The organism is Phaeovulum molybdatiresistens, from assembly GCF_023544865.1.
Lineage (GTDB): Bacteria > Pseudomonadota > Alphaproteobacteria > Rhodobacterales > Rhodobacteraceae > Pontitalea.
Genome location: NZ_JAMJFX010000001.1, coordinates 184954 through 201487, shown reverse-complemented (window position 1 = coordinate 201487; position 16534 = coordinate 184954). Strand labels below are relative to the sequence as shown.

General features: G+C 64.9%; 23 protein-coding genes. 18 read left to right on the top strand and 5 right to left on the bottom strand.

From position 1 onward, the window contains the following. Positions 1 to 137 precede the first annotated feature (137 nt). The 11 genes from MXB90_RS01000 (at position 138) to MXB90_RS00950 (ending at position 7878) form a co-directional block, all read left to right on the top strand. Positions 138 to 1007, top strand: a complete 870-nt coding sequence (locus tag MXB90_RS01000; protein ID WP_250039933.1) for a (3S)-malyl-CoA thioesterase — start codon at positions 138 to 140, stop codon at positions 1005 to 1007. A 10-nt stretch (positions 1008 to 1017) separates the two neighbouring features. Beyond that, positions 1018 to 1563: an NnrU family protein gene (locus MXB90_RS00995; RefSeq protein ID WP_250039932.1), complete on the top strand. Its 546-nt coding sequence runs from the start codon at positions 1018 to 1020 to the stop codon at positions 1561 to 1563. Positions 1564 to 1567: 4 nt separating this feature from the next. Continuing rightward, a complete protein-coding gene (locus tag MXB90_RS00990; protein ID WP_250039930.1) occupies positions 1568 to 1771 on the top strand; it encodes a DUF1737 domain-containing protein in 204 nt (67 codons plus the stop codon). Between the two features lies 1 nt (position 1772). Then, positions 1773 to 2804, top strand: a complete 1032-nt coding sequence (locus tag MXB90_RS00985) for a MaoC family dehydratase (RefSeq protein WP_250039928.1) — start codon at positions 1773 to 1775, stop codon at positions 2802 to 2804. A gap of 174 nt (positions 2805 to 2978) precedes the next feature. Then, entirely contained in the window at positions 2979 to 3626 is a 648-nt protein-coding gene (locus MXB90_RS00980; protein WP_250039926.1) for a TorF family putative porin, read from the top strand. Positions 3627 to 3877: 251 nt separating this feature from the next. Further along, entirely contained in the window at positions 3878 to 4261 is a 384-nt protein-coding gene (gene sdhC, locus MXB90_RS00975) for a succinate dehydrogenase, cytochrome b556 subunit (RefSeq protein ID WP_250039923.1), read from the top strand. 10 nt (positions 4262 to 4271) lie between these two features. After that, positions 4272 to 4643 (top strand): succinate dehydrogenase, hydrophobic membrane anchor protein, encoded by a 372-nt coding sequence (gene sdhD / locus MXB90_RS00970; protein ID WP_250039921.1) that lies wholly within the window; start codon positions 4272 to 4274, stop codon positions 4641 to 4643. Positions 4644 to 4655: 12 nt separating this feature from the next. Beyond that, on the top strand, positions 4656 to 6461 hold the full coding sequence (gene sdhA / locus MXB90_RS00965) for a succinate dehydrogenase flavoprotein subunit (protein WP_250039912.1): 1806 nt from the start codon (positions 4656 to 4658) through the stop codon (positions 6459 to 6461). Positions 6462 to 6463: 2 nt separating this feature from the next. Continuing rightward, the gene (locus MXB90_RS00960) at positions 6464 to 6769 is read left to right on the top strand and encodes a hypothetical protein (protein ID WP_250039908.1); all 306 of its coding nucleotides are present in this window, start codon (positions 6464 to 6466) and stop codon (positions 6767 to 6769) included. A 3-nt stretch (positions 6770 to 6772) separates the two neighbouring features. Continuing rightward, positions 6773 to 7549, top strand: a complete 777-nt coding sequence (locus tag MXB90_RS00955; protein ID WP_250039907.1) for a succinate dehydrogenase iron-sulfur subunit — start codon at positions 6773 to 6775, stop codon at positions 7547 to 7549. A gap of 161 nt (positions 7550 to 7710) precedes the next feature. Next, a complete protein-coding gene (locus MXB90_RS00950; protein WP_250039906.1) occupies positions 7711 to 7878 on the top strand; it encodes a hypothetical protein in 168 nt (55 codons plus the stop codon). Positions 7879 to 7935: 57 nt separating this feature from the next. On the opposite strand, the gene MXB90_RS00945 is transcribed toward MXB90_RS00950, so the two are convergent. Continuing rightward, a complete protein-coding gene (locus MXB90_RS00945) occupies positions 7936 to 8283 on the bottom strand; it encodes an ArsR/SmtB family transcription factor (RefSeq protein ID WP_250039905.1) in 348 nt (115 codons plus the stop codon). Positions 8284 to 8509: 226 nt separating this feature from the next. On the opposite strand from MXB90_RS00945, the gene MXB90_RS00940 reads away from it, so the two are divergent. The 5 genes from MXB90_RS00940 (at position 8510) to MXB90_RS00920 (ending at position 11093) form a co-directional block, all read left to right on the top strand. Beyond that, entirely contained in the window at positions 8510 to 8851 is a 342-nt protein-coding gene (locus MXB90_RS00940; RefSeq protein ID WP_250039904.1) for an AtpZ/AtpI family protein, read from the top strand. Between the two features lie 2 nt (positions 8852 to 8853). Continuing rightward, positions 8854 to 9600 (top strand): F0F1 ATP synthase subunit A, encoded by a 747-nt coding sequence (locus MXB90_RS00935; protein WP_250039903.1) that lies wholly within the window; start codon positions 8854 to 8856, stop codon positions 9598 to 9600. Between the two features lie 52 nt (positions 9601 to 9652). Further along, entirely contained in the window at positions 9653 to 9889 is a 237-nt protein-coding gene (locus tag MXB90_RS00930; protein WP_250039901.1) for a F0F1 ATP synthase subunit C, read from the top strand. A gap of 78 nt (positions 9890 to 9967) precedes the next feature. Beyond that, on the top strand, positions 9968 to 10534 hold the full coding sequence (locus MXB90_RS00925; protein ID WP_250039899.1) for a F0F1 ATP synthase subunit B': 567 nt from the start codon (positions 9968 to 9970) through the stop codon (positions 10532 to 10534). Between the two features lie 4 nt (positions 10535 to 10538). Next, on the top strand, positions 10539 to 11093 hold the full coding sequence (locus tag MXB90_RS00920; RefSeq protein ID WP_250039897.1) for a F0F1 ATP synthase subunit B: 555 nt from the start codon (positions 10539 to 10541) through the stop codon (positions 11091 to 11093). A gap of 52 nt (positions 11094 to 11145) precedes the next feature. Here MXB90_RS00920 and MXB90_RS00915 read toward each other — a convergent pair whose 3' ends face one another. The 4 genes from MXB90_RS00915 to MXB90_RS00900 all read right to left on the bottom strand — a co-directional run bounded on the left by MXB90_RS00915 (position 11146) and on the right by MXB90_RS00900 (position 14734). Next, entirely contained in the window at positions 11146 to 11913 is a 768-nt protein-coding gene (locus tag MXB90_RS00915; RefSeq protein ID WP_250039895.1) for a FadR/GntR family transcriptional regulator, read from the bottom strand. Between the two features lie 99 nt (positions 11914 to 12012). Continuing rightward, positions 12013 to 12666, bottom strand: a complete 654-nt coding sequence (locus MXB90_RS00910) for an OmpA family protein (RefSeq protein ID WP_250039893.1) — start codon at positions 12664 to 12666, stop codon at positions 12013 to 12015. A 108-nt stretch (positions 12667 to 12774) separates the two neighbouring features. After that, positions 12775 to 13680 (bottom strand): methylated-DNA--[protein]-cysteine S-methyltransferase, encoded by a 906-nt coding sequence (locus MXB90_RS00905; protein WP_250039890.1) that lies wholly within the window; start codon positions 13678 to 13680, stop codon positions 12775 to 12777. A 70-nt stretch (positions 13681 to 13750) separates the two neighbouring features. Then, entirely contained in the window at positions 13751 to 14734 is a 984-nt protein-coding gene (locus tag MXB90_RS00900) for a Hint domain-containing protein (RefSeq protein WP_250039888.1), read from the bottom strand. A gap of 162 nt (positions 14735 to 14896) precedes the next feature. Here MXB90_RS00900 and nth point away from each other — a divergent pair, with 162 nt between their 5' ends. Both nth and MXB90_RS00890 read left to right on the top strand, forming a co-directional pair. Beyond that, positions 14897 to 15541 (top strand): endonuclease III, encoded by a 645-nt coding sequence (gene nth / locus MXB90_RS00895; RefSeq protein WP_250039886.1) that lies wholly within the window; start codon positions 14897 to 14899, stop codon positions 15539 to 15541. Next, the gene (locus MXB90_RS00890) at positions 15538 to 16524 is read left to right on the top strand and encodes an adenosine kinase (RefSeq protein WP_250039884.1); all 987 of its coding nucleotides are present in this window, start codon (positions 15538 to 15540) and stop codon (positions 16522 to 16524) included. Before nth ends, MXB90_RS00890 begins: the two co-directional genes overlap by 4 nt. The last annotated feature ends 10 nt before the right edge of the window (positions 16525 to 16534 follow it).

The window sequence follows — 16534 nt, the reverse complement described above, 5'->3', positions numbered from 1 at the left end:
CCTGAGTATTTGGGCCAAGAAGAAGCCGCAGATGTGCCGGGCCCGTCACCGGGCGCATTCTGCATTGCGGCAAATCGGGCTTGCGTAAAGTGGCGCGGATGTGGTCCTTGGCGAAAGAATATTGCGAGGAGAGAATCATGCACGCCCCCGCCCGCCCCTATCGTTCGGTGCTCTACATCCCCGGCTCGAAAGAGCGCGCGCTGGAAAAGGCGCGGGACCTGGCTTGTGATGCGATCATCTTCGATCTGGAAGATGCGGTCGCGGTCGAGGAAAAGGTCAATGCCCGCGCGCTTCTGGCGCAGACCCTGACCAGCGCCGATTATGGCGCGCGCGCGCGCATCGTGCGGGTCAACGGGCTGGATAGCGACTGGGGCCGCGATGATCTGGTGGCCTTTGCTGCCGCGATCAAGGCGGGGGCCAAGGTCGATGCAGTGCTGATCCCCAAGGTGTCGAAAGCCGCCGATCTGGATGCGGTGGCCGAACTGATCCCGGCCGTGCCGCTGTGGGCGATGATGGAAACCGCGCTGGGCATGCTGAACGCGGCCGAGATCGCCGCCCATCCGCGGCTGCAGGGCATGGTGATGGGCACCAACGACCTGGCCAAGGAACTGGGCAGCCGCTTCCGCCCCGACCGTCTGGCGATGCAGGCGGGGCTGGGGCTGTGCCTGCTGGCGGCGCGCGCGCATGGGCGGATCATCGTCGATGGTGTCTACAATGCCTTCAAGGATGAAGATGGCCTGCGCGCCGAATGCGATCAGGGGCGCGACATGGGCTTTGACGGCAAGACGCTGATCCACCCCGCGCAGCTGGACACCGCCAATGCCGCCTTTGCGCCCTCCGAGGCCGAGATCGACCTGGCCCGTCGCCAGATCGCCGCCTTCGACGAGGCGCAGCGCCAGGGGCAGGGCGTGGCGGTTGTGGATGGCAAGATCGTGGAAAACCTGCATATCGTGACCGCGCGGCAGATCCTTGCGAAAGCCGAGGCCATCGCCGCGATGGGCATGTGAGAGGTTTGCGATGACTTTACTGATCCTTGGCGTCCTGTTGTGGTCGCTGCCGCATCTGTTCAAGCGGCTGGCCCCGCAGGCACGGGCCGCGATGGGGCCGCAGGGCCGCGCCATGGTGGGCGGTCTGGTGGCGATATCGGTCGTGTTGATGGTGATCGGCTATCGCGCCGCCGATGGCGCGGTTTATTGGGGCCGCAGCCCCGCACTGGTGGGGATCAACAACCTGCTGATGCTGGTCTCGCTCTATCTGTTCGCCGCGGCGGGCATGAAGACGGCCCTGGCGCGCAAGATCCGCCACCCGATGCAGATCGGTTTCCTGCTGTGGTCGGTGGCGCATCTGCTGGTCAATGGCGATGTGGCATCCTTCGTGCTGTTCGGCGGGCTGGCGGTCTGGGCGCTGGTCGAGATCGCTTTGATCAACCGGGCCGAGCCGCGCTGGACCCCGCCTGTGGGCAAGGGCGGCAAGATGGAACTCTTTGCCATCCTGGGCACCGTGATCGTCTTTGGCGCCATTGCCGGGCTGCATTACGCGCTGGGCTATCCTGCATTCGGGTGAGGGTATGAAACTGTATCGTCTGCTGACCGAGGATGACACCTCGGCCTTCTGCCACAAGGTCAGCCTGGCCCTGTCGAAAGGGTGGGAACTGCACGGGTCGCCCGCCTATGCCTTTGACGCGGCCAAGGGTGTGATGCGCTGTGCGCAGGCCGTGGTGAAAGAGGTGCCCGGCGACTACCACCCCGATCTGAAACTGGGAGAGCAGTAAGATGAAGACCAATCCGGGCCGTTTCTTCGAGGATTACCGCGTGGGGCAGGTGATCGCCCATGCCGTGCCGCGCACCGTGGCCGAGGGGGAGCGGGCGCTTTATCACGCGCTTTATCCGGCGCGCGGGGCGATTTATTCGTCGGATGAATTCGCGGCGCGCTGTGGCTTGGATGGCTCTCCGGTCGATGATCTGATCGCGTTCCACGTGGTCTTTGGCAAGACGGTGCCGGATGTGTCGCTGAACGCGGTCGCCAACCTTGGCTATGCAGAGGGGCGCTGGCTGGCGCCGGTCTATCCGGGCGACACGCTGCGGTCGGAATCCGAGGTGATCGGGCTGAAGCAGAATTCCAACGGCAAGTCGGGCGTGGTCTATGTCCGCACCCGCGGTCTGAACCAGAATGATGAGCCGGTACTGGAATATGTCCGCTGGGTCATGGTCCGCAAGCGCGACACCGACGCCCCCGCACCCGAAGAGGTGATCCCGACGCTGAAGAAGGTGGTGGCGCCCGCCGATCTGGTGATCCCCGAGGGGCTGGATTTCAGCGATTATGATTTCACCCAGGCCGGTGAGCCGCACCGCTGGGGCGATTATGAGATTGGCGAAAAGATCGACCATGTCGATGGCGTCACGATCGAGGAAGCCGAGCACATGATTGCCACCCGCCTGTGGCAGAACACCGCCAAGGTCCATTTCGATGCGACCTTCCGCGAGGATGGCAAGCGCCTGATCTATGGCGGCCACGTCATCAGCATGGCCCGCGCGCTGTCGTTTAACGGGCTGGCCAATGCCCAGATGATCGTGGCGCTGAACGGGGGCGCGCATGCCAACCCCTGTTTCGCGGGCGACACCGTCAAGGCCTGGTCCGAGGTGCTGGACAAGGCCGACACCGAGGCCCCCGGCGTCGGCGCGATCCGGCTGCGGCTGGTGGCGGTCAAGCAAGGCGCCGCGCCCTTCGCGTTGAAGGGCGACGACTGTAAATATGCCCCCGAGGTTCTGCTGGATCTGGATTACTGGGCCTTGATGCCGAAGTAAGGGGCAGGGCGATGCAGCGGCGCCACAATCGGCGCCGCTTTTATGGGAAGTTGCGGAAGCCGGGATATCCGCAGGTGACTTGCGGATTATGCAGTCTTATTCGTGGTGTGTCGGATCGGGATGCCCGTCGCCCCCGCGCTCTGGCCCCGCCAAACTTCTCAGAAGGACCTGAACATGACTTTTTCGCGCGTTTCCGCTGTTGCCTTCGCCGCGGCGTTCGCCGCTTTGCCCGTGGCATCGCAGGCCCAGGACATGACGGTCAGCGCCGGTGTGACCGCCACCAGCAACTATGTGTCGAACGGCGTGTCCGTTTCCAACGACAACCCGGCCCTGCAAGGCTATGTCGAGGCCGAGTCGCGCGGCTACTATGTGGGGGCATGGGCCTCGACGGTGGGCGATGGCGTTGATGAGGCAGAGCTTGACCTGTACCTGGGCTACCGTGGCGAGTTCGGTCAGGGCGTCAGCTACGACGTGGGCTATACCCGCTATTTCTATGACGACAGCGGAAATTGCTGCGGCGAGGTGACCTTTGCGATCGGCGCGCCGGTGACGGATGCGCTTGAGGTGTCGGCGAACTTCGCCTTTGATCCAAGCTCGGATGTCCTGAATTCCAGCCTGGGCATGACCTATGCGCTGAACGACAGGTGGGGTCTGTCCGCCGAGATCGGCACGATCAAGGACGCGCAGGACTATGGCAGCCTTGGCCTGACCTATGCGCTGTCCGACGCGGCCTCTGTGGACCTGAGCTATCACGACAGCGACATCGACGACGGGATCCTGGTCTTTTCGCTGTCCTATGACATGACGCTGTTGAGCCGCTGATGCGTGCGTGACGCGGACAGGGGGCGGGTGGCGACACCCGCCCCTTTTGTTTTGCGGCTTGTCCGATATATGTGATCACACCCATATTTTCGTGATCACATTTGCCGAACTTTTGCGCTAACGCGGCCAAATTTGCACCCCGAGGCTGCAAAGACCCCGTGACTTCGGGCGAAAAACCGCTATTGCTTTGGCCCAAGTGACAGCCTGTTCGCGCGTGTCCCGCGCGGGCCTGCCAGACGAAGGGAACTATCATGGCTGATGTGAAACGGGTTGAACGTCCCCTTTCCCCCCACCTGCAAATCTACCGCCCGCAGATCACCTCGATCAGCTCGATCCTGACCCGGATCACTGGCAATGCGCTGATCGTGGGTGTTCTGCTGGCGGTGTGGTGGCTGCTTGCGGCGGCGACCAGTGCGGACTATTTCGCTACCGCCAACGCGGTTGCGACCTCATGGTTCGGGGATCTGGTCTTCACCGGCTCGCTCTGGGCGGTGTGGTATCACTTCCTGGCCGGGCTGCGGCACCTGTATTTCGATGCCGGCAAGGGCCTGGAAATCGAGACCGCCGAAAAGCTGGGCTGGGCCTGCATCATCGGGTCGGTCGTGCTGACGATCATCACCATCATTCTGGTCTGAGGGGGCAAGCATGCGTTACCTGACCGATCGTAAACGGGCCGAGGGCAAGGGCGCCTCGGGGACCGGGACCGAACATCACTGGTTCATGACCGTGACCGCCGTGGCGCTGGCCTTTCTGGTGCCGGTCTTCCTGATCATCTTCGGCCGCGCGCTGGGGCAGGGGCAGGAACAGGTGGTCGCCACCTTCGCGCGCCCCTTCCCGGCCATCGTCACCGCGCTGACGCTGTTCGTGGCGATGCGCCATTTCGCCAAGGGCGCACAGATCATGATCGAGGATTACGCCCGTGGCACCGCGCGCAAGATCGGCATCATCGCCGTGACCTCGCTCTCTTATGCGGTGATCGCCACCGGGCTTTTCGCGCTGGCCAAGATCGCGCTCTGAAGGAACTGAAAGATGGCAGCTTATACCTACGAGACGCATGATTATGACGTCGTGGTGGTCGGTGCCGGCGGCGCGGGTCTGCGCGCCACGCTGGGCATGGCCGAACAGGGCCTGCGCACGGCCTGCGTGACCAAGGTTTTCCCGACCCGTTCGCACACGGTTGCGGCGCAGGGCGGCATCGCGGCCTCGCTTTCCAATATGGGGCCGGACCATTGGCAGTGGCACATGTTCGACACCGTCAAGGGTTCGGACTGGCTGGGCGATACCGACGCGATGGAATACCTTGCGCGTGAGGCGCCCAAGGCGGTTTACGAGCTGGAACATTACGGCGTGCCGTTTTCGCGCACCGAAGAGGGCAAGATCTATCAGCGCCCCTTCGGCGGCCACACCACCGAATTCGGCGACGGCCCGCCGGTGCAGCGCACCTGCGCCGCGGCCGACCGCACCGGCCACGCGATCCTGCACACGCTTTACGGTCAAAGCTTGAAGCAGAAGGCCGAATTCTTCATCGAATATTTCGCCATCGACCTGATCATGTCGGATGATGGCGTGTGCCAGGGTGTCGTCTGCTGGAAGCTGGATGACGGCACGATGCATGTGTTCAACGCCAAGATGGTGGTGCTGGCCACGGGCGGCTATGGCCGCGCCTATTTCAGCGCGACCTCGGCCCATACCTGCACCGGCGACGGCGGCGGGATGGTGGCGCGTGCGGGCCTTGCGCTGCAGGACATGGAATTCGTGCAGTTCCACCCGACCGGCATCTATGGGTCGGGCTGTCTGATCACCGAAGGCGCGCGCGGCGAGGGTGGTTACCTGACCAACTCGGAAGGCGAGCGGTTCATGGAACGCTATGCCCCGCACTACAAGGATCTGGCGCCGCGGGATTATGTGTCGCGCTGCATGACGATGGAAATTCGCGAAGGCCGCGGCGTGGGTGAGGGCAAGGACCACATCCACCTGAACCTGTCGCACCTGCCGGCCGAGGCGCTGGCCGAACGTCTGCCGGGCATTTCGGAATCGGCCAAGATCTTTGCCGGCGTCGATGTGACCAAGGAACCGATCCCGGTTCTGCCGACGGTGCACTACAACATGGGCGGCATTCCCACCAACTACTGGGGCGAGGTGCTGAACCCGACCGCCGAAAACCCCACCGCGATCGTGCCGGGCCTGATGGCCGTGGGCGAAGCGGGTTGTGCCAGCGTGCACGGGGCCAACCGTCTGGGCTCGAACTCGCTGATCGACCTGGTGGTGTTCGGCCGCGCCGCGGCGATCCGCGCGGGTCAGGTGGTCGACCGCTCCAAGTCGAACCCGGTCCTGAGCAAGCCCAGCATCGACAAGGCCTTCGACCGCTTCGACGGGCTGCGCCATGCCAAGGGCACGATGCCGACCGCCGAACTGCGCCTTGAGATGCAAAAGACGATGCAGGCCGATGCGGCCGTGTTCCGCACCGACAAGACGCTGAAGGAAGGCGTTGAAAAGATGACCGCGATCGCCGCCAAGATGGACGATCTGCACGTCACCGATCGCAGCCTGATCTGGAACAGCGACCTGATGGAAACGCTGGAACTGACCAACCTGATGCCCAACGCGCTGGCCACGATCGTCGGCGCCGAGGCGCGCAAGGAATCCCGCGGCGCCCACGCGTCCGAGGATCACACCACGCGCGACGACGAAAACTGGCGGGTCCACACCGTCAGCCGCGTCGATGGCAACAAGGTGGCGTTGTCCTACCGCCCGGTCATCACCGATCCGCTGACGACCGAGGCCGAGGGCGGCATCAGCCTGGCCCGGATCGCGCCGAAGGCACGTACCTTCTGATCATGGGCGGCGCGCGGGCATATCTCGCCCTTGCGGCGGTTCTGCTGGGGGCGGGCTGCGCGCCCATCCCGGTGGAACGCGCCGAAGAGATTTGCCTGCGCGAAGCCGAACTTGCGCAGCGCCCGCGCGGCACGCTGGCGCTTGGCGTCGCCTCGGACGGGGGCACCAGCGGCAGCCTGGGGGTGGAAATCTCCTCCGACTATCTGATGGGCCGCGACCCCGCCGAGGTGTATAACCGCTGCGTCTACAACAAATCCGGCCAGCTTCCGACGCGGCCGCTTTATTCCCGAACTGAGTGGAAGGGATAATCCATGGTTCAGCTCACGCTTCCCAAGAACTCGAAAATCCGCGTCGGCAAGACCTGGCCGAAGCCGGACGCCAAGAACGTCCGCAAGTTCCAGATCTATCGCTGGGACCCGGAAACCGGCGAAAACCCCCGGGTCGACACCTATTTCATCGACATGGACAAGTGCGGCCCGATGGTTCTGGACGCGCTGATCAAGATCAAGAATGAAATCGACCCGACCCTCACCTTCCGGCGGTCCTGCCGCGAAGGGATCTGCGGGTCCTGTGCGATGAACATCGACGGCATCAACACGCTGGCCTGCATCTATGGCCTGGATGAGATCAAGGGCGATGTGAAAATCTATCCGCTGCCGCACATGCCGGTGGTCAAGGACCTGATCCCGGACCTGACGCATTTCTACGCCCAGCACGCCAGCATCATGCCCTGGCTGGAAACCAAGACCAACCGCCCCGCCAAGGAATGGCGCCAGTCGATCGAGGATCGCAGGAAGCTGGACGGTCTGTATGAATGCGTGATGTGCGCCAGCTGCTCGACCTCGTGCCCGAGCTATTGGTGGAACGGCGACAAATACCTTGGCCCGGCGGCGCTGCTGCATGCCTATCGCTGGATCATCGACAGTCGTGATGAGGCGACCGGCGAACGTCTGGATGCGCTGGAAGACCCGTTCAAGCTCTATCGTTGCCACACGATCATGAACTGCACCAAGACCTGCCCGAAGGGCCTGAACCCGGCCAAGGCGATTGCCCATATCAAGAAGATGATGGTGGAACGGGTCGTCTGATCTACCGATCCCTTGACGCGACACTGCAAAGCCCCGGTTCTGCCGGGGCTTTTTGCTGCATTGCAGAAACTGCATGGCGCCGTTGCAGGGATTGGCATCGCAATCCGAACCGTTTGGTTTATATTTGTCGCAGGGAGGAACTCTGAAACCCGGAGAGTTCCATGAGCAAGATCGTCAACCTGACCCGCAAATCCGCGGCCGAGGCTGCCACCGCGACCAAGGCGCTAGAGGAATCGCTGGCCTATTACCGGCCCGAGGCACGCCCCGCGCCTGCGCCGGAAAGCCTGACGGCGCTTGACCAGATGTATGGCTATTACACCGCCGCCTGAGTGCCGTAGCCCCTTGGCCCGGCCCCTGCGGCCGGGTTTTTCATGCGCCGGGCCGCGTCAGTCAGCGGGGGGCTGGCTCAGCTCGCTTTCCAGGAACCGCTCAAACGCGTCCAGGTCGATCGGGTCCACCTGACCAAAGCCGCGCATCCAGACCGCGGCGGCGCGCATCGCCTCGGGCTCCAGCTTGCACCATTTCACCCGACCGCGCTTTTCCTGCGCGATCAGCCCGGCCTCGGCCAGGACCGCCAGGTGCTTGGAAATCGCCGCCAGCGACATGGCAAAGGGCGCGGCCACGTCGGTCACGGCCATGTCGTCCTCCAGCAGCATCGTCAGGATCGCGCGCCGCGTCGGGTCCGCAAGCGCGGCGAAGATCGCATCGAGGGGGCTTTGCGGGGCGCTGGTCATGGGGCAGTCATGGGGCAGGCGCCACGGATCGTCAACCATCCGGTTGAATATGCCCCGGCCCGGGTGTGAGCGCGATCAGCCCGGCATTGGCGCCGGGTGTTTCGACGTGAAAACAGGAAAATCAAGCAAAAACATTGCCTTGCGCCGTATGCCCCGGCGCCGGGATCTGCTTGACTCACGCCGCTGTGACGCTTACCAAACGCGGGACTGAATGCGGGGTCCCTTGATGTCCGGCGCGCCTACCGATGGTCCAGATCCGAACCGGCTGAAAACGCTGGAAGAGAAGCTGGCAAAGGTGCGCAAGACGCAGGAGCCGGGGGGCCGCGGGATGACCGGGTTTTCGCAGGCCGACATGGCGTGGCGGATGGTCATCGAAATGGTTTCGGGGCTGGGCATCGGCTTCGGCGTCGGTTACGGGCTTGATGTGCTGTTTGGCACGATGCCCTTGCTGATGGTCGTGTTCACGATGCTGGGCCTTGTCGCCGGGGTGCGCGTCATGCTGCGCACCGCGGCGGAGATGAACGAAAAACGCGCGGCGGCCGAGGCCGCTGAGGAAGAGGAAAGATAGTCGTGGCGGAAGAAGCTGGCAGCGGTCTTGTGTTCCATCCGATGGATCAGTTCATCGTGAAGCCCCTCTTTGGCGAGGGGCCGATCCACTGGTATACCCCCACGAACGTGACCCTGTGGATGGCGCTGACGGTTCTGGCCATCGTGCTGGTGCTGGTTGTCGGCACCCGCGGCCGCGCCGTCGTGCCGACCCGGATGCAGTCGATCGCCGAGCTGACCTTTGGCCTTGTGCACAAGATGGTCGAGGATATCTGCGGCAAAGAGGGGCTGAAGTATTTCCCCTATGTGATGACGCTGTTCAGCTTCATCGTCTTCGCCAACTTCCTGGGCCTGCTGCCCAAATCCTTCTCGACCACCTCGCATATCGCGGTGACCGCGGTTCTGGCGCTGTTCGTCTTCCTGGGCGTGACGCTGCTTGGTCTGGTCAAGCATGGCACGCATTTCCTGGGCCTGTTCTGGGTGTCTTCGGCGCCGCTGGCGCTGCGCCCGGTGCTGGCGGTGATCGAAGTGATTTCCTACTTCGTGCGTCCCGTTTCGCATTCCATTCGTCTTGCCGGCAACATCATGGCGGGCCACGCGGTGATCAAGGTGTTCGCGGGCTTTGCCGCGATTGCCGCCATCGCCCCGGTTTCGGTCGTCGCCATCACCGCGATGTACGGTCTTGAAGTGCTCGTGGCGCTGATCCAGGCCTACGTGTTCACCATCCTCACCTGCGTCTACCTGAAAGACGCGTTGCACCCGGGCCACTAAGGCGCGGACCTGCAATCCTTTTCAACCTTTCCAATCCTCAAGGAGCACCACAATGGAAGGCAGCATCTCGGAACTCGGTCAATACCTCGGCGCAGGCCTGGCCTGCATCGGCATGGCGGGCGCCGCCGTCGGGGTGGGCAACGTCGCGGGTAACTTCCTGAACGGCGCGCTGCGCAACCCCTCGGCCGCCGCTGGCCAGACCGCCACGCTGTTCATCGGCATGGCCTTCGCGGAAGCGCTGGGCATCTTCTCGTTCCTGGTCGCGCTTCTGCTGCTGTTCGCGGTCTGATCCTGATTTGCATCCTTGCGGTCGGATGGGCCTGTAACGCAGGCCCATCCGGTTATCTTAAGGGTCCAGGGGGACGACATGGCAACTGAAACGCACGAAGCGGCTGCCGACGCGGCGCATGGCGCGGCCACTGCCGCTGGCCACGCGGCCGAATCTGCGGGCATGCCGCAACTGGATTTCGCGACTTTCCCGAACCAGATCTTCTGGCTTCTGGTCACCTTGGTCGTGATCTACTGGGTTCTGTCGCGCATTGCGCTGCCGCGCATTGGCGCGGTTCTGGCCGATCGCCAGGGCACCATCGCCGGCGATCTTAGCGCCGCCGAAGACTTCAAGCTGAAGGCGAAGGACGCCGAGGCCGCCTATGAAAAGGCATTGGCCGACGCCCGCGCCCAGGCGCAGAAAATCGTGGCCGAGGCGCGTGCCGAAATCCAGAAGGATCTGGATGCCGCCACCGCCCATGCCGATGCCGAAATCGCGGCTCGTGCCGCGGAATCGGAAGCCCGGATCGGGACGATCCGCGCCGGCGCGCTGGAGGCGGTGGAAGCCGTTGCCCGCGATGCCGCCGCCGAAATCGTCGCGGCGCTGGGTGGCAAGGCCGATGAAAAGGCGCTTGCGGCTGCCGTCGATGCGCGGCTGAAAGGGTAAGGCCATGAAAAAACTTTCCGTTCTTTTCATCCTCGCCGCCCATCCCGCGCTGGCTGCTTCCGGCCCGTTCTTCAGCCTGAAGAACACCGACTTCATCGTGACGCTGGCCTTCCTGCTGTTCGTCGGCATTCTGGTCTACTTCAAGGTGCCGGGCATGATCGGTGGCCTGCTGGACAAGCGCGCCGCGGGCATCAAGGCCGATCTGGAAGAAGCGCGCGCGCTGCGCGAAGAGGCCCAGGCGATCCTGGCGTCCTATGAACGCAAGGCGCGTGAGGTTCAGGACCAGGCCGATCAGATCGTCGTTGCTGCCAAGCGCGATGCGCAGGCTGCGGCCGAATCCGCCAAGGAAGAGCTGAAGGCATCGATCGCACGTCGTCTGAAGGCGGCCGAAGATCAGATCGCCTCGGCCGAGTCCTCGGCCCTGCGTGAGGTCAAGGACCGTGCTGTCAGCGTGGCGATTGCCGCCGCGGGCGAGGTTCTGGCCAAGCAGATGTCGGCCAAGGATCAGGCTGGCCTGATCGATGCCTCGATCGCCGAAGTCGAAAAGCGTCTGCACTAAACCTGCGGACATCACGAATAAAGAACCCGGCCCTTGGGCCGGGTTTTTCAGTTCAGCGCCCGGTTTCTTGTTGCAGGCGCAGCTGGGCCAGTGCCTCGTTCCGGTCGGCCTTGCGTTGTTCGGCCTGCACCATTTCCACGAAATCCATGTGCTCGGACACGGCGGCGCGGGCCGCGACCGGATCGCGCGCCTGCAGGGCATCATTGATGGCTTTGTGCTGCGCCAGAAGCGTGTCGCGGGTGGACCGGTTCCGGAACATGACGGACCGGTTGTAGAATACCCCTTCCTTCAGCAGGCCGAACATCGCGCGCATCATGTGCAGCATGATGACATTGTGGCTGGCCTCGATGATCGCGATATGGAATTGCGCGTCCAGCGCGGCCTCTTCGGTCGGGTTGCGCTTGTCATGCGCGGCCATCATGCGCTGAAAGATGGTGTCGATCACCTTCAGATCGGTATCCGTGCCCAGTTGGGCGGCGCGTTCGGCGGCCAGCCCCTCCATGTCGCGCCGGAATGAGATATAGTCGAACACCGCCTGATCGTGCTGCGCAAAAAGCCGGATCAGCGCGGGCGAGAAGGCGGCGCCCAGCACCTCGGCCACATAGATGCCGGCGCCGGCGCGGGTGGTCAGCAGGCCGGCATCTTGAAGCGCGGCAACCGCCTCGCGTAGGCTGGGCCGCGACACACCCAGCCGTTCGGACAGTTCGCGTTCCGAGGGCAGACGTTCCCCCGGTCGCAGGATGCCCTGCAGGATCAGGGTTTCGATCTGGCGCTCGACGGCGCGCGACAGTTTTTCGGATTCAATCTTCTGAAACGGCATGGCCCCCTCCCGATCGGTAAAGATGTATGACCACTTGGGCGGGGGCACAATGGAAAAGGCCGGGCGTGGGCCCGGCCTTTGACAGGATCTGTGGCGCGATCAGTTGGGGCGGATGACGAATTCCACGCGCCGGTTCTGGGCGCGTCCCTCGGCCGTCAGGTTGGAAGCAATCGGCTGGTCTTCGCCCCGACCGATGGCCACGACGCGCTGACGCGGGACGCCGGCACTGATCAGGACATTGGCCACCGAATTGGCGCGATCTTGCGACAGGCGCTGGTTATAGCTGGCCGAGCCGGTGTTGTCGGTATGGCCGATCACGTTCACCGTGGTGTTCGGATAGCGGTTCAGGCTGCCTGCCAGCGTATACAGGTCGCGCTGCAGGTCGGGCCGCACGGATGCGCTGTCGACCGCGAACAGCACGTCCTGCGGCATGGTCACGATCAGCTCGGACCCGGTGTTGACGATCCGCACGCCGTCGGTATCCAGATCGCGGCGCAGTTCCTGGGCCTGGCGGTCCAGCTGCGCGCCGATCGCGCCCCCGATCAGACCGCCGACCACGGCCCCCGCGGCCGTCTTGGTCAGCTTTTCATCGCCGCCACGGTCGTGGGCCAGCGCGCCGCCGATCAGCGCGCCGGTGATCATGCCGGTGGTCTGGCGGCTGTTGTCGGTGGTGCCGGTGGCATAGGGGTCGGTGCAGGCCGACAGGGCAAACAGCCCGGCCACGCCCGCCATCAGGGAAAATCTTGCATTCATGCTGGTCAGCCTCTCATTCCGAACCCGCGTCGCGGGCCTCTGGCACACATTACGCGCTTCGGGACGAAATGTTCCATGACTTCTGCGCCACCGGCAGGTTTCTGCGCATCACGTCCTGGCGAGCGGCGGGTGATCGGCCTCGAACCGGGCGGCCTCCCAGGCCAGCATCGCGCGCTTGACCGGCAGGCCCCAGTGATAGCCCCCCAGCGCGCCCGACCGGCGCAGCACCCGGTGGCACGGGATCAGCCAGGCCAGCGGGTTGCGGCCCACCGCGGTGCCCACGGCGCGCACCGCGCGGGGGTGGCCAATTGCGGTGGCGATGTCGGAATAGGTCGTGACCTGCCCCGACGGGATCTGCAGCAGGGCCTCCCAGACCTTGATCTGGAAGGGCGCGCCCAGCAGAACCATTCGCGCCTCTCCGCGCTGGCCAAGGGCCGCCTCGACCCAAGCGGCAAGCGCGCCGGGGTCTTCGCGCAGATCGGCCCCCGGCCAGCGCGCCGCCAGATCGGCGAAGGTGGCCTCGCGGCCGGTGTCTTCGGCAAAGCCCAACCCGCAGATGCCGCGCGCGGTGCCCATCGCCAGCACCTCGCCGAAGGCCGAGGGGAACCAGCCCCAGCGGATCGACAGGCCATCGCCGCCCCGGGCAAAGTCGCCGGGGCTCATCGCTTCCCAGCGCAGGAACAGATCGTGCAGCCGGCTGGCGCCGGACAGGCCCGCCCGGTCGGCCACCGCCTGCAGCGGCCAGCGCCGCGCCAGCAGGTCGCGCGCAAGGGTCAGTGACAGATATTGCTGATAGCGTTTGGGCGACACGCCGACCCAGCTGGAAAAGACCCGCTGGAAATGGGCCGGGCTAAGGCCAAGATCCGCGGCCAGCGTGGCAAGGCTGATCGGGCCATCGGCCGCGTCGATCCGTTCCAGCGCCCGGGCGATCAGGCGGTAATGATAATGCGAGTCCAGCAGCGATTGCGGTGCCGTTTCGGCGGTGCTGGGGTTCGGGTTCGGGGTGTTGGGCATTCTGGCCTCCGTCCCCGACAGATTAGGCGCCTGCGCGGGCGGACGCGACCCGGAACCTGCGCAAAGCGCATCATGCGGCCATCCGTGGCAATTGCCCGCCATGGGCCTGGCGCACCAATGCCAGTTCCCACCCCTCCAGCACGGCGCGCGCGGCGGTGGCGTGGGCGGTCAGCAACTGCGCGCCGCAGGCTGCGCGTAACGGCGCGGGCAGGGTTTGCAGGTAATCGGCATCCGCCTGCACGCTGGCAAGCCAGACCCCGTCGGCCAAAAACACCTCGGGCGCGGCGAACAGCAGGTGATACATCACGATCCGGTCGCGGATCGCCGACAGGGGCGTGCCAAGGGCCCCCGCGGGGGCGAAGGTTTCCGATTCGCCGAACCACAGCTGCAGGTTCGGCCCGGTCAGCAGAACCCGCTGGCCCGGACCCAGCAGCAGGTCGCGCGCGGGCGGTGGCGCCGCCCCGTCGCTGGCAATGGGATCGGACCCAGCGGAGTCCATATCTGCGGTGCCCAGATCAGCGGGCGTCAGGGTGCGGGGCCACGCCTCGGGCGGGCAGTGGCGCGGGATGACGGTCTTGCCCAGCCACAACAGGCGCTGATAGCCGTTGTCGCGGGTCAGCACCCGATCGCCGGGGCGCAGCCAATCAACCGGCTGCAAGCCGTCATCCGTGGCCACCATCGTCCCGCCGCCCAGCCAGGGCAGCCGGATCAGCGATGCCACATCCACCGCCCGGCCGTGCCCGGGCGCGGCGGCGGCATAGGCCAGTTCCGCGTCCAGCGGCGCGGGGGGCAGGTAAAGGCAAAGCCCGCCGTCCAGGATCAGCCGATCCAGTCGGATCACACCACCGTCGGGGTGGCGCAGCAACAGCGGCTGCCCGGTTGCGGCCGCCGCCCCGTGCCGGATCGTGCGGCCCAGACCATCCGTCAGAACCGCGACCCCGTCCTGATCCCCAATCCGCCACAGCCGGTCTTCCCCGCCGAAATCCGGATCGATCCGCCAGCTTTCGCGGCCGGGATCAAACTGCAGCGCCGTGGCCGGGTAGCAAAGATGCATGGCGAACCTTTCTGTTCCGCAGGGCTTTCCGCGCCAGCATGCAGACAGCCTGCAAATACGAGGTTAACGCCGCTGTGGCCTGCGCGTTTTTCTGCGTCATCTGGCCGAAGGCCTTGCCGGGCGCCTGCCGGGCGGGCATAGGGGGCGGGCACAGGGTGGGCCATGGCAAAGCAACTTGATTATCACGCGATGAAAGAGGTCTTCCGCCGATTCGAGGCGGCGGAACCGCATCCCAAGGGCGAGCTGGAGCATGTGAACGCCTACACGCTTCTGGTCGCTGTGGCGCTGTCGGCGCAGGCGACCGACGCGGGCGTCAACAAGGCGACGCGCGCGCTGTTTGCCATCGCCGATACGCCCGAAAAGATGCTGGCCTTGGGCGAGGCGGGCCTGACAGATCATATCAAGACGATCGGCCTGTTCCGCCAGAAGGCCAAGAACGTCATCCGCATGAGCCAGATCCTTGTGGATCGCTTTGATGGTCAGGTGCCCTCCTCGCGCGCGGCGTTGCAGGCGCTGCCGGGGGTGGGGCGCAAGACGGCCAATGTGGTGCTGAACATGTGGTTCGCCCATCCCGCACAGGCGGTCGACACGCATATCTTCCGCATCGGCAACCGCAGCGGCATCTGCCCGGGCCGCGATGTCGATGCGGTCGAACGCGCCATCGAAGACAACGTGCCCGTCGAATACCAACGCCATGCGCATCACTGGCTGATCCTGCATGGCCGCTATATCTGTGTCGCGCGCAAGCCCAAATGCGGGGCCTGCCTGATCCGTGACCTCTGCCAGTATGAGGAGAAGACCCCGTGAAACCCTATCAGGTGGTGGGCATCGGCAATGCCGTTGTCGATGTTCTGGCGCAGACCGACGACAGCTTTCTGGATCACATGGGGATCGAGAAGGGCATCATGCAGTTGATCGAACGGGACCGCGCGGAAACGCTTTATGCGGCGATGTCCGAACGCACCCAGGCACCCGGCGGATCGGTTGCCAACACGCTGGCCGGGCTTGGCAATCTGGGGCTGTCGACGGCCTTCATCGGGCGCGTGCGCGATGATGCGCTGGGCCGGTTCTATGCCGCCTCGATGGCCGCGGAGGGCACCGATTTCATCAACCCGCCGGTCGCGGGCGGCGATCTGCCCACCTCACGATCCATGATCTTCGTCACACCGGATGGCGAGCGGTCGATGAACACCTATCTGGGGATCTCGGCCGATCTGGGAACTGGGGACGTGCCGCTGGATGTGGTGGAACATGCCGCGATCCTGTTCCTGGAAGGCTATCTGTTCGACAAGGATCACGGCAAGGCGGCCTTCCTCAAGGCGGCGCAGGCCTGTCGGCGCGGCGGCGGCAAGGCCGGGATCGCGCTGTCCGATCCGTTCTGCGTGAACCGCCACCGCGACAGCTTCCGCCGGCTGGTCAGCGAGGCGATGGACTATGTCATCGGCAATCAGCACGAATGGGAAGCGCTGTATCAGACCGATCTGGACAGTGCCCTGGATCAGGCCGCGCGCGATTGCGGGCTGGTGGTCTGCACCCGGTCGGGGGCGGATGTGGTGCTGATCGCGGGCGATGAACGGGTCGAGGTGCCGGTGCATCGCGTCGTGCCGGTGGATGCGACCGGGGCGGGCGATCAGTTCGCGGCGGGCTTCCTGTATGGCGTGGCGACGGGGCAAAGCCTGGACGTCGCGGGCCGCATGGGCTGTATCGCCGCGGCCGAGGTGATCAGCCATTTCGGCGCGCGCCCCGAGGCGGACGTCAAGGCGCTGTTTCGCGCGCAGCGGCTGATCTGATCCTGATCTG